The sequence below is a fragment of the Ursidibacter maritimus genome, from assembly GCF_009761395.1.
GTDB lineage: Bacteria > Pseudomonadota > Gammaproteobacteria > Enterobacterales > Pasteurellaceae > Ursidibacter > Ursidibacter maritimus.
The window spans coordinates 52094-67453 of record NZ_LEKN01000001.1 but is presented as its reverse complement, the minus strand read 5'-3'; the positions used below and the strand labels follow the sequence as shown (position 1 = coordinate 67453).

13 protein-coding genes and 1 pseudogene are annotated in these 15360 nt (G+C 38.4%); 11 read left to right on the top strand and 3 right to left on the bottom strand.

Annotation, left to right across the window (positions count from 1 at the left end):
- Positions 1–19 precede the first annotated feature (19 nt).
- The 11 genes from A1D26_RS00340 to A1D26_RS00290 all read left to right on the top strand — a co-directional run bounded on the left by A1D26_RS00340 (position 20) and on the right by A1D26_RS00290 (position 13361).
- Positions 20–931, top strand: a complete 912-nt coding sequence (locus A1D26_RS00340; protein WP_157402154.1) for a D-alanine--D-alanine ligase — start codon at positions 20–22, stop codon at positions 929–931.
- The gene (locus A1D26_RS00335) at positions 931–1710 is read left to right on the top strand and encodes a cell division protein FtsQ/DivIB (RefSeq protein WP_157402153.1); all 780 of its coding nucleotides are present in this window, start codon (positions 931–933) and stop codon (positions 1708–1710) included. The genes A1D26_RS00340 and A1D26_RS00335 overlap by 1 nt, the downstream gene beginning before the upstream one ends.
- Positions 1711–1737: 27 nt before the next feature.
- Positions 1738–3006 (top strand): cell division protein FtsA, encoded by a 1269-nt coding sequence (gene ftsA, locus A1D26_RS00330; protein ID WP_157402152.1) that lies wholly within the window; start codon positions 1738–1740, stop codon positions 3004–3006.
- 39 nt (positions 3007–3045) lie between these two features.
- Positions 3046–4227, top strand: a complete 1182-nt coding sequence (gene ftsZ, locus A1D26_RS00325) for a cell division protein FtsZ (RefSeq protein ID WP_157402151.1) — start codon at positions 3046–3048, stop codon at positions 4225–4227.
- Positions 4228–4265: 38 nt separating this feature from the next.
- On the top strand, positions 4266–5186 hold the full coding sequence (gene lpxC / locus A1D26_RS00320; protein ID WP_157402150.1) for a UDP-3-O-acyl-N-acetylglucosamine deacetylase: 921 nt from the start codon (positions 4266–4268) through the stop codon (positions 5184–5186).
- 278 nt (positions 5187–5464) lie between these two features.
- Positions 5465–7516 (top strand): methionine--tRNA ligase, encoded by a 2052-nt coding sequence (gene metG / locus A1D26_RS00315; protein ID WP_157402149.1) that lies wholly within the window; start codon positions 5465–5467, stop codon positions 7514–7516.
- Between the two features lie 49 nt (positions 7517–7565).
- A complete protein-coding gene (ndk, locus tag A1D26_RS00310) occupies positions 7566–7985 on the top strand; it encodes a nucleoside-diphosphate kinase (RefSeq protein ID WP_157402148.1) in 420 nt (139 codons plus the stop codon).
- 198 nt (positions 7986–8183) lie between these two features.
- A complete protein-coding gene (gene fruB / locus A1D26_RS00305) occupies positions 8184–9737 on the top strand; it encodes a fused PTS fructose transporter subunit IIA/HPr protein (RefSeq protein WP_157402147.1) in 1554 nt (517 codons plus the stop codon).
- 9 nt (positions 9738–9746) lie between these two features.
- Complete coding sequence (gene fruK / locus A1D26_RS00300) at positions 9747–10694, top strand: 1-phosphofructokinase (protein ID WP_157402146.1); 948 nt, start codon at positions 9747–9749, stop codon at positions 10692–10694.
- A gap of 46 nt (positions 10695–10740) precedes the next feature.
- A complete protein-coding gene (locus A1D26_RS00295) occupies positions 10741–12399 on the top strand; it encodes a fructose-specific PTS transporter subunit EIIC (protein ID WP_157402145.1) in 1659 nt (552 codons plus the stop codon).
- A 164-nt stretch (positions 12400–12563) separates the two neighbouring features.
- Positions 12564–13361, top strand: a complete 798-nt coding sequence (locus tag A1D26_RS00290) for a Slam-dependent surface lipoprotein (RefSeq protein ID WP_157402144.1) — start codon at positions 12564–12566, stop codon at positions 13359–13361.
- An 81-nt stretch (positions 13362–13442) separates the two neighbouring features.
- On the opposite strand, the gene A1D26_RS09505 is transcribed toward A1D26_RS00290, so the two are convergent.
- The 3 genes and pseudogenes from A1D26_RS09505 to A1D26_RS09500 form a co-directional block, all read right to left on the bottom strand.
- Positions 13443–13586 (bottom strand): hypothetical protein, encoded by a 144-nt coding sequence (locus tag A1D26_RS09505; RefSeq protein WP_198303009.1) that lies wholly within the window; start codon positions 13584–13586, stop codon positions 13443–13445.
- Entirely contained in the window at positions 13587–15065 is a 1479-nt protein-coding gene (gene mltF, locus A1D26_RS00285) for a membrane-bound lytic murein transglycosylase MltF (protein ID WP_157402143.1), read from the bottom strand. It lies immediately after the preceding gene.
- A gap of 79 nt (positions 15066–15144) precedes the next feature.
- Positions 15145–15335: pseudogene (locus tag A1D26_RS09500) on the bottom strand (anthranilate phosphoribosyltransferase); the annotation flags it as partial.
- Positions 15336–15360 lie beyond the last annotated feature (25 nt).

Sequence of the window (15360 nt, the reverse complement as noted above, 5' to 3'; positions counted from 1 at the left end):
GTAGATAATGGTAATAGCAATGAGTTTAAAAAATGAAAAAATAGCGGTGTTATTTGGTGGTGTTTCTGCCGAGCGTGAGGTATCACTGAATTCTGGTGCAGCAGTTTTAGGTGCTTTACAAAGTTTAGGCTATGATGTTGAAGGAATTGATACAAAAGAGTACCCGATTGAAAAATTAAAAGAAAAAGGTATTCAGCGCGTTTTTAATATTTTACATGGTGGTATCGGTGAGAATGGCGTATTACAAGGGGCTTTAGAGCAACTTGGTATCCCTTATACAGGTTGTGGCGTAATGGCATCTGCAATTACTTTAGATAAATTCCGTACGAAATTGTTATGGAATGCTGTCGGTTTACCTACTGCAGAGATGGTTGTTGTTCGTCGCGGTGAAGCGGTAAGTTCTGAAGAAATTATTGCGAAATTGGGTTTACCTTTATTTGTTAAGCCTGCTAGTGAAGGGTCGAGTGTTGGAGTCAGTAAAGTAAAGACCGCAGAACAGCTTATCCCAGCCATTGAAGAAGCTCTCAAATATGATGCCATTGTATTAGTAGAAGAGAATTTAGCAGGTGCAGAGTACTCAGTACCTGTATTGGACGGTGAAGTATTACCCGCTGTACAAATTATTCCAGATGGTGAGTTTTATGATTACCACGCCAAATATGTATCTGATAATACACAATATCTTTGCCCAGTTTTATCAGAAACACGCCAAGCAGAAGTTGCAAAATTGGTTAAAAAAGCTTATGACGTAGTGGGTTGTCGTGGTTGGAGTCGTATTGATGTAATGGAAGATGCGAACGGACAGTTCAGATTGGTTGAAGTGAATACTTGCCCAGGAATGACAAGTCACAGTATTTTCCCTAAATCAGCCGCAACAGTAGGATATAGTTTTGAGCGTTTAGTAGAGCGAGTATTGGAGCTAAGTATTTAATGGTAATGGCGTTTCGGAAAAAACCGACATCGGTAATTCGAACTAAAGCAAGTAAACCGAAAACTCCAACGAATTGGTTACATCTGATTAAACCAATGTTGATGTTTTTGTGTCTTCTGTTTGCTTATGTAATGTATAGCAACTGGTCTAGTTGGTTAGCATTGTTAGATAAAACACCGATTCGAGCATACGCATTAACCCATAAAACACAATTTACCACCAATTCGGATATTCGGGATCTATTATCAAAAGAGCCTGTGCTTAAGGGCTATTTTGGACAAGATATTCAAGAAATTAAAGATAAATTTCTTGAAATCCCTTGGATTAAAGATGTCGCAGTGAGAAAAGTTTATCCGGATCGCATCAGTTTAACTTTGGTTGAACATCGCCCAACGGCAATTTGGAACCAAACACGTTTTGTTTCCGCTCAAGGTGTGGTATTTGATTTACCTAAAGAGCGTTTTAATGCTGATGGGTTGCCGGAGCTCTATGGACCTGATTCCGAAGCAAAAAAAGTCTTAGAGGCTTGGTATAAAATCCAAAAAGATTTAGAATCTCGTAATTTGGTTCTAAAATCTGTGGCAATGGATATTCGAGGTTCTTGGACAATAACACTCAATAATCACGTTGAATTAAGACTGGGGCGTGGTGATTGGTTGCCCAAAATTGATCGATTTGTTACCATTTTCCCTGAAATAGAGATTCCGGATGGAAAACGTTTATCTTATGTTGATCTACGTTATGAGCATGGTGCGGCAGTAGGGTTTATTTCTCAATAATTTTATCATTTGGCAAGTATAATAAATATGACAAAAGTAGCAGAATCTAAAATAATAGTTGGTCTTGAAATTGGCACACATAAAGTGGTTGCTGTAGTAGGCGAAGTATTGCCTGATGGTGTTATTAACGTCATTGGTTCAGGTGTTAGTCCTTCTAAAGGTGTACAAGGTGGTAGTGTTGTTGATTTAGATGCCGCAGTAAGTTCAATTCAACGTGCTATTGAAGAAGCTGAATCTATTTCAGAATGTAAAATTATGGGAGTAACATTAGCGTTATCGGGGGCTCATATTACAGCGTTTAATGAAAGTGGTACTGTGCCACTTTCTGGTGAAGTGAAAGCCGAAGATTTAGATAATGCTATCCATATTGCTCGCTCAATTAAATTACCTGATGGATTAGAAACCTTACATATTATCCCGCAAGAATATAAAGTGGATAGATTACCAGCTACTAAAAATCCCCTAGGTTTATCAGGAATGCGATTACAAGCACAAGCTCATTTAATTACTTGTCATAATGATTGGTTGCGTAACCTTAAAAATGCAGTGGAACGAAGTAAACTGAAAATTGATCAAATTATCTTTTCAGGGCTAGCATCAAGTTACTCTGTTCTTACTGAAGACGAAAAAGAACTCGGTGTCTGCTTAATTGATATTGGTAGTGGCACGATGGATGTGTTGGTTTATACCGATGGTGCTTTACGTTATAGTAAAGTTATTCCTTTTGGTGGATATAATATTACAGACTATATCGCCAATATGCTGACAACGTCTCGTAATGATGCAGAAAATATTAAAGTGCAATATGGCAGTGCTATTTCTCCACCAACACATTTTCCTGAAAAGAAAATTGAAGTTGCTGGCTTAGGTGGAAGAGCACCAAGAACTTTTAGTAAAGAACAGTTGTCGAAGATCACATCTCAGTGTTATCAGGATTTATTAGGTATAATTGCTAATGAATTAACACAATTACGAACTGATTTGTATCAAAAAGGGATAAAACAAGAATTAATTGCGGGAATTGTTTTAACTGGTGGTGGTTCTCAAATCGAAGATATTGTAGAATGTGCAAAATCTGTCTTTGGTTTACAAGTAAGAGTGGGATATCCACTGAATATTACGGGTCTAACAGACTATGTGAATAAACCACAATATGCTACAGTTTTAGGATTATTGCAATATAGCCATTATAACGAGGATTCTGATACAACGCCTCAGATACCTGGTGAAGGATTCGTTGAATGGTTGAAAAAAGCGGTTAAGAAAACAGTTAAATTTACAAAAGATAAATTCTAAACATCAGCGGGTAACTGATGTTTTACAGGGAGAATAAAAATGTTTGAGCCTATTTTTGAAACAACTCAAGATGCGGTGATTAAAGTTATCGGTGTCGGCGGCGGCGGCGGTAATGCTTTGAACCATATGGTTGCAAGCCAATCTGATGAGGTTGGAAGTGTTGAGTTTTTCTCAGTAAATACAGATGCTCAAGTGCTACGCAGTAGTGTTGTTCGTAATACCATTCAAATCGGTGCGAACCTGACAAAAGGTTTGGGTGCTGGTGGTGATCCAAATGTTGGACACCAAGCAGCTGAAGAAGATAGAGATGCATTAAGCAGTATGCTGGCTGGTGCCGATATGGTCTTCATTGCTGCTGGTATGGGTGGTGGTTCAGGGACTGGTGCAGCCCCAGTAATTGCAGAAATCGCCAAAAGCCAAGGTGCTTTAACTGTTGGTATCGTGACTAAACCTTTCTCTTTTGAAGGAAGAAAACGCTCTGCCTATGCAGAACAAGGTATCAAAGAGCTTGCTAAACACGTTGATTCTCTCATTATTATCCAAAATGATAAATTATTAAAAGTGTTACCTAAAAATGTAAAATTTAACGAAGCATTTGGGGTAGCTAATGATGTATTGCGTAATGCGGTATTAGGTATTACGGATATGATTACTTCAGAAGGTCTAGTAAATGTTGACTTCGCTGACGTGAAAAAAGTAATGTCTGAAATGGGTCGTGCAATGATGGGAACTGGTATTGCAGAAGGTGAAAATCGTGCGGAAAATGCAGCGAAAGAAGCCGTAGCAAGCCCATTATTAGAAGATGTTGATTTATCAGGTGCTAAAGGTATTTTAGTGAATATTTCTTCAGGTTACGATATTGAGCTTGCTGAGGTAAATACCATTATGGAATATGTAACTAGCTTTGCAGATCCAGATGCAGCGATTATTTTTGGTTCGGCATTCTATCCTGAAATGGAAGGTAAAATTCGTGTTACGTTAGTGGCAACAGGTATTGGACAACCAGAGGAAATCGTTCCACTAAGAATGACTGGACAGCAACCACAACCTCAGGTACAACCAGCTCAGCAACCACAAACGTACCCATTTGGTTCTAGTTATGGGCAACCCACTCAGTTTGGTGGGCAGCAACAACAAACTGTACAAAAGCCACAGCAAGTAGATAATTCTCAAATTTTTAACCCAACAGCTATTCCTGGCTTTATGCGTAATGGGCAGTAATAGTTTGATTGAGATAAATGGGAAATAAGGAAAACGATATGATTAAACAAAGAACCCTTAAACAAACTACAAAAGTGACAGGTATTGGTCTGCACAGTGGTAAAAAGGTAACTCTCACGTTGCGTCCAGCACCTGCAAACACAGGTATTATTTATGCACGTACAGATCTTGATCCTGTCGTTTATTTTCCTGCCAGTGCAGATGCTATTCGTGATACTACATTATGTACCTGTATGATCAACGATGATGGCGTGCGTATTTCGACCGTTGAACATCTCAATGCAGCGATGTCTGCATTAGGTTTAGATAATATTATTGTAGAAGTTGATGCTCCTGAAATTCCAATTATGGATGGTAGCTCAAGTCCTTTTATCTATCTTTTATTAGATGCTGGAATTGAGGAACAAGAGGCAGCGAAAAAATTTATTCGCATTAAAGAAACGGTACGTGTTGAAGATGGCGAGAAATGGGCTGAGTTTAAACCGTACGAATACGGGCTAAAACTAGATTTTACGATCGATTTTACTCACCCTATGATTAGCAAAAATGTGCGTAATTATAAAATGGAGTTTTCAGCTCAGCATTTCATTCAGCAGCTAAGTCGTGCAAGAACATTTACATTTATGAAAGATGTTGAATATCTTCAGTCTATTGGCTTAGCTTTAGGCGGTAGCCTAGATAATGCGATTGTCTTAGATGATTATCGTATCCTGAATGAAGAAGGCTTGCGTTTTCAAGATGAATTAGTTCGTCACAAAATGCTAGATGCTATCGGTGACCTATTTATGTGTGGGTACAATATTTTAGGTGATTTCACAGCATATAAATCTGGTCATGGGTTAAATAATAAATTGCTCAGAACTGTCTTAGCAAATCAAAATGCTTGGGAATTTGTAACCTTTGAAAACAAAGAAACTGTACCACAGGCGTACCGAGTGCAAGAGGGAGTTTTTATCTAATATAAATAAACCCTGCGTTTTCGAGTGTTATACCTACATTGCTAGCTATATGTAGTGAGAATAAAATAAAACCGAAACTTCATTTCCTAATTGGGAATGGTTTTTCGGTTTTATTACTTTATAAGAGAGTAAATTATTACGATTAATAGCGATGTGATTTCTGCTATTTTTTGCAAAATTTCCGTGAAATCTCACCGCTTGTTATCCTTTCCCTACACAATTAAAGCCTTTTCCGTTACAATTCAATCATTTTTTGCTATATGTTAGAGAGATTATCAATGTCAAATCCACAAAGAAAGATTTTAGTTACTTGTGCCTTACCTTATGCTAATGGAGCAATTCATTTAGGGCATATGCTTGAACATATTCAAGCGGATATTTGGGTACGTTTCCAACGTATGCGTGGGCATAAAATTCATTTTGTCTGTGCAGATGATGCTCACGGCACCCCAATTATGCTTAATGCAGATAAATTAGGCATTACACCAGAAGAGCTTATCGAAAAAGCGAAAGCAGATCATATCGCAGATTTCTCAGGGTTTAATATTAGCTTTGATAACTATCACTCTACGCATAGCGAAGAAAACAGAGAGCTAACTTCGGCAATCTATAAAAAATTAAAAGCAAATGGCTTTATTAAAAGTAAAGTAATTTCACAATTATTCGATCCTGAAAAAAATATGTTCTTGCCTGATCGCTTTGTTAAAGGTACTTGCCCAAAATGTAAAGCAGAAGATCAATATGGCGATAACTGTGAAGTCTGTGCCTCTACTTATAGCCCAATGGATTTAATTAACCCACGTTCTGCTGTATCGGGTGCAACGCCAGTGGTTAAAGAATCGGAACATTTTTTCTTTGATTTACCAAGTTTTGAAGGAATGTTAAAAGAATGGATAAGTTCAGGCTCACTCCAACCTGAAATTGCCAATAAAATGCAAGAATGGTTTGAAAGCGGTTTACAGCAATGGGATATTAGCCGTGATGCACCTTACTTTGGCTTCCAAATTCCTGATACAGAAAATAAATTTTTCTATGTATGGTTAGATGCACCTATCGGTTATATGGCCTCGTTTAAGAATTTATGTGATCGCACCGACATCAACTATGATGATTTCTGGAAAAAAGACTCCGATGCAGAGCTTTATCACTTTATCGGTAAAGATATTGTTTATTTCCACAGCCTCTTCTGGCCAGCTATGTTAGAAGGTAGCGATCACCGCAAACCAACCAATGTGTTTGCACACGGTTATGTAACGGTAGATGGACAGAAAATGTCGAAATCTCGTGGTACTTTTATTCAAGCAAGTACTTATTTAAAACATATCGATCCTGAATGTTTACGTTATTACTATGCAGCTAAATTAAATGACCGAATTGAAGATCTCGATTTCAACCTCGATGACTTCGTACAACGTGTAAATAGCGATATTGTCAATAAATTAGTGAATTTAGCTTCTCGTAATGCAGGTTTTATCACAAAATGTTTTGATGGAAAACTGGCAGGTGAACTGCAGGATCCTATTCTTTTTGCTGAATTTATTGCACAATCAGAACAAATTGCTGCATATTACGAGAGTAGGGAGTTTAATAAAGCGATTCGTGAAATTATGGCATTAACCGATAAAGCGAATAAATATATTGATGAAAAAGCACCTTGGGTTATCGCCAAAGAAGAAGGCAAAGAGACGGAATTACAAGCCGTTTGCTCAATGGGGTTAGAATTATTCAGAGTATTGATGAGCTACTTAAAACCTGTGTTACCACAGCTAGCGGAGCGTGCTGAAGGGTTCTTACAAACTCAATTACGTTGGGACAACATTGATACCCCATTATTCAACCATACTATTGCACCATTTAAATCATTATTCTCTCGTTTAGAGAAAAAGCAGATTGATGCAGTAATTGAAGAAACAAAACAGCTCTTTGCTCAAACTACTCAGCAAGGCGCAAAAAAAGGAAAAGAAATGACCGCTTGTGATACTGCAGTAGAACCTATTGCTCCTGAAATTACCATTGATGATTTTGCAAAACTGGATTTACGAGTGGCTAAAGTGTTGAAATGTGAGGCAGTTCCAAAATCGGATAAGTTATTACGCTTTGAATTAGATCTTGGTGACCATACTCGCCAAGTATTCTCGGGTATTAAAGCAGCTTATAACAAGCCTGAAGAGTTAGAAGGTCGATTTGTGATTATGATTGCTAACCTTGCACCACGTAAAATGTCTTTTGGTATGTCAGAAGGAATGATTTTATCGGCAGGAACGGGGGGCTCAAACCTCTTCTTACTTTCAGCCGACAGTGGCGTAATAGCAGGAATGCAGGTGAAGTAATCACTAATAATGTATTACTTCAAATAGTTAGACGGGAATAAGGAATATTATGATCCAACAAACACTTTCAATCATTAAGCCTGATGCGACTAGGCGAAATATTATCGGTGAGATTCTTACGCAGATTGAACAAAGTGGCTTATCTGTTAAAGCCTTAAAAATGTTACATTTAACCCAAGAGCAAGCGGAAGGATTTTATGCAGAACATCAAGGCAAGGATTTTTTTGCACCACTTGTTGCATTTATGACGTCTGCTCCGATTGTTGTTGCAGTCTTAGAAGGAGAAAATGCGATTACTCACTATCGCACTCTGATGGGGGCTACTGATCCTGAGAAACGTGAAAAAGGCACAATTCGAGATCGCTTTGCACTAAGCTATCGAGAAAATTCAGTTCACGGTTCAGACTCAGAAAACTCTGCAAAACGTGAAATTGCTTACTTCTTTACTCCGAATGAGATAGTAAAGTAGCAATTAGTGTTTCATCTTAAACTTAAGGTGAAAGTCAGATATAAACTATACAAACTCCAAATGAAATCCCATTTCGTGAGAAACATCATAAAATGGGATTTTTTATTTGATTCTTATTTCCAGATGGATCGATTTAGCAAAAATGGGTTACAATCATAATAATTATTTTATTATATAAATTAAATGCAAGGGGTTTAAATGCTAAATTTATCAGCACAAAATATCCGTTTAAATAATGTTGTTAGCAATAAAGAAGAAGCAATTCGACTTGTTGCTCAAGGCTTAGTAAATAATGGTAATGTCGCCGAAGGCTATGAAACGGGAATGTTAGCGAGAGAAACGCAAACATCGACATTCTTAGGCAATGGTATCGCGATTCCGCACGGTACACTTGATACTCGCCATCTTGTACAACAAACAGGCGTACAAGTATTACAATTTCCAAATGGCGTAGAATGGGGTGAAGGTAATACCGCTTATGTAGTTATTGGTATCGCTGCTAAATCAGATGAGCATTTATCACTTTTACGCCAACTTACAACCGTATTAGGCAATGAAGAAACCGCTGAAAAACTGGCAAAAACACAAGATTTAGCTGAATTTATTGCATTATTAAGTGGTAAACGTAGTGAACCTGTTCTTTCAGCAGAACTTCTATCCTTAAATATCGAATCGACTAGTCTTATTACTTTATCCGCTATCAATGCCGCTAAACTTCAAGAAAAAGGCTATGTTAATCAATCTTTTATTAGCGATGTGTTGGCTACAACACCGCTTAATTTAGGTAATAACGTTTTCTTGGCAGATAGCGCAAAAGGAAATCAACTCAATGGGATTGCAGTAGCCCGCAACCAAGTAGGTAAAACGTTAATTACCGTTTCTGTTATTGATGAAAGTCTAAATCCACAACTTGCGAAATTGACACAAATTGCTGTTCGCCAAAAATTAACCATTGCACCCATTGAGCAAATTCTTAATCTGTTTGGCATCGAAAGCCAAGCTCACTCAGCTAATGAATATGCGACTGCTGCAAATTCCAGCCAAGATCAAACCGCTTGTGCAGGACAAATTGTGGCAACCTTCACCGTACGCAATGAACACGGTTTACACGCCCGCCCTTGTGCCGTATTAGTTCAAACGTTAAAGCCATTTGAAGCAAAAGTAACGGTTGAAAACCTTGATCGCCCAGTTGCCCCAGTTAATGCAAAAAGTACAATGCGTGTTGTTGCATTAGGTGCAACTAAAGCTCATCGCTTACGCTTTGTCGCAGAAGGTGTCGATGCTCAACAAGCATTAGAAGCCTTAGGTAAAGCATTTGCTGAAGGGTTAGGCGAAAATGTGAGTTTTGAACCGCCTGTTGCTGATGTAATTGAAAGTGGTAATGCTCCGTTGGTGCAAGTAGAAAACTCGGTACAAGCGGACAGTTCTGTACAAAATTCTGCAAATCCTACTGTTGAAAGCACACCAGTAAATACAGGCGAATTAGAAGCGACCTTTACGATTAAAAATGAACACGGTTTACACGCTCGCCCTTGTGCAATATTAGTGAATGAAGTGAAAAAATATAATGCGACCATTCAAGTACAAAACCTAGATCGTGATACTCAACTGGTTAGTGCGAAAAGTTTAATGAAGATCGTGGCATTAGGTGTGCAAAAAGGACATCGCTTACGTTTTGTTGCAACAGGCGAAGAAGCACAAAAAGCCTTAGATGGTATTGGTGCAGCTATCGAAGCTGGCTTAGGCGAATAGGAGCAAATAATGAGCCAACAATTACGCATTGCTACTGTTACGCTTAACCCTGCTTTTGACCTTGTCGGTCGCCTTGCTCGTATTGAGATTGGTGAAGTGAATACGGTTGAAACACTAGGGCTATACCCAGCAGGTAAAGGGATCAACGTTGCGAAAGTATTAGCTGATTTAGGGACTTGTTTAACCGTAACAGGCTTTCTTGGTGAAGAAAATCAAGGAGATTTTGTTCACGCATTTCAGCAAAATGGAATGAATGATGAGTTCTACCGTATTCAAGGTAAAACCCGTATCAATGTCAAAATCACCGAAACGGAAGCGGACGTTACCGATTTAAACTTTCTTGGTTTTGAGATTTGTACAAATGATTGGCGTAAATTTACCGCTTTATCACAACGTTGGAATGAACAATTTGATTTAGTGGCGGTATGTGGATCTTTACCGCGTGGCGTTAGCCCTGAGCAATTTGCTGAGTGGTTAAAATCACTACATGAACAAGGCTTAAAAGTGGTGCTAGACAGCAGTAATGCGGCGCTGACTTGTGGTTTAAAAGCACAGCCTTGGTTAGTTAAACCTAACCGTAGAGAGCTTGAAGTGTGGGCTGGTCATCCATTGAATAACTTAGATGAGATTATTACCGCTGCCCAACAACTTCGTGGCGAAGGCATTGAAAATGTAATCATCTCAATGGGAGAAAAGGGCTCAATTTGGATCAACCAAGAGGGTGTTTTACAAGCTCAACCACCACGTTGTGAAAATGTTGTCAGCACTGTTGGTGCGGGCGACTCAATGGTCGCAGGTTTAATTTACGGTTTTGCACAAGGTTGGGACAAAGCTCAGACCTTACGCTTTGCTAGTGCAACTTCTGCCCTCGCCGTTTCACAAAGCAATGTTGGCATTAGTGATAAAACCGCATTAGAACAGATTTTGAGTAATGTGGTATTAACCGAATTATCGTAAATCACCCTATTTAACTATTTTAAGATTAACCATAAGGAACTAAATAATGAATATTTCATTTGTATTCCCAGCACAACTTGGCAAAGCTCGTACTTTCCTTGTAAATGAAGTGCTAACTGCCGCAGCGAAACAACAAGGACACAATGTTGTTGCAGTAGATCAAGCTGAATTTGTTGTGTTATTTGATGAACAAATTCCTGCTAATGTTGTAGGTAAACAAGGCGCTATCGTCAGTTTAGAACAAGCCTTTACCCAGCCTGAAAACGTGCTGACACAAGCGGTAAGTTCTGCTCAAACTTTTGCAAATGCAACTCAAGCCGCAATTTCAACATCAGCGGTCAAAAATATTGTGGCAGTGACTGCTTGTCCAACGGGCGTGGCTCATACATTTATGTCAGCTGAAGCGGTTGAAAATTATGCAAAAGCTCAAGGTTGGAATGTGAAAGTTGAAACGCGTGGACAAGTTGGTGCAGGTAACCCTATTTCAGCGGAAGAAGTGGCTGCGGCTGATTTAGTCTTCGTTGCTGCGGATATTGATGTTGATCTCAGCAAATTTGAAGGGAAACCGATGTATCGTACATCGACAGGTTTAGCTTTAAAGAAAACGGCTCAAGAGTTTGAGAAAGCCTTTAAAGAAGCAAAAGTTTATATGGGTGGTAATAGTTCAGCTCAAGCAGGTAATGAAAGCTCAACCAATGAGAAAAAAGGCGTGTATAAACACTTAATGACAGGGGTTTCTCATATGTTACCGCTTGTTGTAGCAGGTGGTTTATTGATCGCGATCTCATTTATGTTTGGGATTGAAGCTTTCAAAGATGGCAATATTGGAGGTGGCTTACCAAAAGCGTTAATGGATATCGGTGGCGGAGCTGCATTCCACTTAATGATTGCGGTATTTGCAGGTTATGTTGCTTATTCGATTGCAGATCGCCCCGGCTTAGCGGCTGGTTTAATTGGAGGTATGCTTGCGACTAACGCAGGTGCAGGGATTTTAGGTGGTATTATTGCGGGTTTCCTTGCAGGTTATGTGGTGAAATTCTTAAACGATAACATCAAATTACCCGCAAGTCTTGCCTCGCTAAAACCCATTCTAATCCTACCGCTATTAGGCTCTGCCATTGTGGGTTTAGCGATGGTATATCTTATCAACCCTCCTGTTGCAAGTATTATGGAAGCACTTTCTAACTGGCTAAATTCAATCGGTCAGACTAATGCGATCATTTTAGGTGCGATTTTAGGTGCTATGATGTGTGTTGATATGGGCGGCCCAGTAAATAAAGCAGCTTATACTTTCGGTGTTGGTTTAATTGCCTCTCAACAATATACGCCAATGGCAGCAGTAATGGCAGCAGGTATGGTGCCACCAATTGGAATGGCTATCGCAACGTGGATTGCTCGTAACAAATTTACCACCAATCAGCGTGATGCAGGAAAAGCCTCATTCGTATTAGGTTTATGTTTTATCTCGGAAGGTGCGTTACCATTCGTAGCGGCTGATCCAATGCGTGTTATTGCAACCTCTATTCTAGGTGGTGCAACTTCTGGTGCGATTTCATTAGGGTTAGGAATTACGTTACAAGCTCCACACGGTGGTTTATTTGTCATCCCATTTGTATCTCAACCACTAATGTACTTAGCGGCTATCGCAATCGGTTCAGTGGTAACAGGTGTAACCTACGCCATTATCAAACCAAAAGTGGAATAATTCAGACAGAATAATAAGATATAACAATATGGGTTTTAATAGATCCATATAAAATATGTTTGATATTGATTTTTATTTAAACTGATTATATATTTGGAACTGGTTTTTAAATAAAAAATCATATACTAACTTATCATTGTAGTTCTATTTACAGGGGAATTTTTATGAAAAAATTGACTAAATCAACATTAACGGTATTAGCAATTGCAGTTTTATCAGCATGTTCTAGTGGTGGTAATAAAGGAGGAGATAATTCATCAAATAATACGACTGCAACTAGTTCGTCTACTCAGAATACAGCGACACAATCAGACCCAAAAACTCAACAGCCTAATAATAACAGCAATAAAATTTTTGGTGGTGTGTACTATGGTGGAAAATCTTATCCGATTGATGATGTATCAAAACATCCAACAACATTAATTATTGCAGGGCATGAATTTGTACTACAACAGCCAGGTTTGTCTTCGGGTTCTTTTACAACTATTGGTCAAAATGTAAAATATAATGGAACAATACTACAACCTGGTGTATATAGCGGTTCAAAATTCTCAACAGCATTTGGCTATATTGCTGCAGGTTCTCGTTCAGCAGTTTACTATCAAGGTAATAATCCAACTGACGTATTACCAAAAGGTAAAGCGACTTATATTGGTGATTCTGTATATGTGAATCACGGGCAACCAAAAACACAAAACGGTAAATTAAATCTTAACGTTGATTTTGATAAAAAGAGCCTAGAGGGTACTATTTTTGCAGCTGAAGATAATATCGCAGCGGTGACAGTTAAAGAAGCTCAATTAAATGGGAATTCATTTGCGGGTAAAGTTGTTCAAAATGGTCAAGAAGCTGATGTCAACGGTAAATTCTATGGTATTAATGCTGGGGAATTAGCTGGTGCTTACTCTGATGGTACAGGTAATTCAGGGTGGCAAGGAGCTTTCGGGGCGAAAAAACAATAGCTATAACAAGATGGCTGAGAAATGGGTGTAATGGACAAAGTCATTAGTGAATTGTTCGTTACACCTATTTACATAAGGAAGCTAGTTTTTTTGCTGAAACATCATAAAACCAATGCGATGTCTTGCAGAAATTCTGCGTTTTAGACGGTAAATTTGTAAAATACGGCGTGATTTATTGCAGTTTAAGCGTTTTATTCTGCGTTTTAATTTTCGTTTTTTAAACACTTATAGCTCCTTAGAATTCGGTGTCTCATTTTCTACTTTAGATGATTTTTTTATCGAATTATCTTGTTCTGTTGTTTGTTCTTCCTGACGTTTATTCTCATTAGCTTGCTCTTTTACTCGTTGGTAATTGATTATACTGTGGTAATAGCGCCGAATATTCTCAACATAATTAAAGGCTTCAAAGCCACGAGCGTAGCCATATTTTAGATCGCTGTAATAGCGCTTTTCAGCGAGTAACGGTAAATTCTTTTTCACATCTAACCAATTATCAGGATCACCACCAAGTTGCTTAGTTAAGCGTCTCACATCAATAAGGTGTCCAAGTCCCATATTATAAGCGGCAAGGCCAAACCAAATTCTATCTTCTTTCGCAATCGTATTTGGAAGTTGATCTATTAATAGATGTAAGTATTCTGATCCCGCTTTAATACTTTGCTCGGGGTTGGTGCGATCTTTAATATTCATTCTATCTGCAGTATCTCGAGTCAGCATCATTATGCCACGAACTCCCGTTGGAGAGGTTGCATTTGGATCCCAGTGTGATTCTTGATAAGCGATGGCGGCTAGCATTTGCCACTCAAGATCACCTCGATATTTTTCAAATAAATGTTGATATTTAGGCAAAGTGCTCTCAATAGCTTTTAAATAACTTTGTGAGTCAACGTAGTCAAAACGGAATAAATGATTAAAATATTTCTCTTCAATACGAGCAATCACCCCTGTTTCATTAGCTTGGTGCATAAATTCTAACAATGCTGCTTGTAGCTCGCTATACGCATTATTTTGTAAATACCAAACGACAGGAGACTCATCTGTTAAATCAAAACCAACAGCCAGATTAGGTTTAATATGTTGAGCTGCTGAAACATCCACTGAAGTTGCAACAGTATAAGGAATTTTCCCTTCTGCAACTTGTAATAAAAGTTCTTCTTGAGTGAATTTATCGCTAATAATCCAACGTAACTGCGGATGATTTTCTTGGAGTTGTTGAAGAATAGGTAGTACTGCTGAACCAGTAGGGATCACTAATTCGCTTTTAATATCTTCAATTTTGTACGGGCGTTGAGTGCCTTTTTGATACACAATTTGCCAAGATGTTGAATAGTAAGATGCACCAATTTGAAACTGTTTAACTTTATCTAAATGAAAGAGTAAACCCGCTGCGGCAATATCAATCTCTCCATTCTTTAATGCTTGTAATAAGGATTCACTGGTTTGATAGGGCTCAATATGTAGCTTAACTTTCAAATAATTAGCAAAGGCATTCGCTAAATCAAATTCAATCCCTTCTTGTCCATTTGCTCCAACAAAATATGAGAGCGGGTGGTTGATCATTCCCACTCTCAATGTCTTACTATGCTGAATTTGGGTATAACGATTTTGTTCTTGCTGCATTGCCTTTTGCCAAGGATATGTCATATCCCAAGCCCATAATAACAAGGCAATCCCCAAAACAAGTCGGATAGCAATATTCTTCAAATCAAATTTCTCTAGCGGTTTAATTTAATTGTGTAAGTGTATAGCAAAGCCAAGTGAAGATCAAAATGTCGCTAATAGCTTATGAATAAGCAGCCAAAGCCTGTAAGGTTTGATAGGCTCGATCAGTTACAAGCAAGGCTTTTACTTTTGTAACGTTTGCTTTGATATCTCGTTTTTCCCAAATAACCGCATTAGCATAGCGACATTTACATCAACTGCATCAATATGAGCTTGTTTGCCTTTTCCTTGCAGTAAAGCGGTCAGATTTTGCTAAAAATTCGCAAACAGGTGCAGG

Bases quoted from the DNA above. Each gene is read 5' to 3' on its own strand.
- A1D26_RS00340 (WP_157402154.1), top strand. From the start codon at position 20: ATGAGTTTAAAAAATGAAAAAATAGCGGTGTTATTTGGTGGTGTTTCT.
- A1D26_RS00335 (WP_157402153.1), top strand. From the start codon at position 931: ATGGTAATGGCGTTTCGGAAAAAACCGACATCGGTAATTCGAACTAAA.
- ftsA (WP_157402152.1), top strand. From the start codon at position 1,738: ATGACAAAAGTAGCAGAATCTAAAATAATAGTTGGTCTTGAAATTGGC.
- ftsZ (WP_157402151.1), top strand. From the start codon at position 3,046: ATGTTTGAGCCTATTTTTGAAACAACTCAAGATGCGGTGATTAAAGTT.
- lpxC (WP_157402150.1), top strand. From the start codon at position 4,266: ATGATTAAACAAAGAACCCTTAAACAAACTACAAAAGTGACAGGTATT.
- metG (WP_157402149.1), top strand. From the start codon at position 5,465: ATGTCAAATCCACAAAGAAAGATTTTAGTTACTTGTGCCTTACCTTAT.
- ndk (WP_157402148.1), top strand. From the start codon at position 7,566: ATGATCCAACAAACACTTTCAATCATTAAGCCTGATGCGACTAGGCGA.
- fruB (WP_157402147.1), top strand. From the start codon at position 8,184: ATGCTAAATTTATCAGCACAAAATATCCGTTTAAATAATGTTGTTAGC.
- fruK (WP_157402146.1), top strand. From the start codon at position 9,747: ATGAGCCAACAATTACGCATTGCTACTGTTACGCTTAACCCTGCTTTT.
- A1D26_RS00295 (WP_157402145.1), top strand. From the start codon at position 10,741: ATGAATATTTCATTTGTATTCCCAGCACAACTTGGCAAAGCTCGTACT.
- A1D26_RS00290 (WP_157402144.1), top strand. From the start codon at position 12,564: ATGAAAAAATTGACTAAATCAACATTAACGGTATTAGCAATTGCAGTT.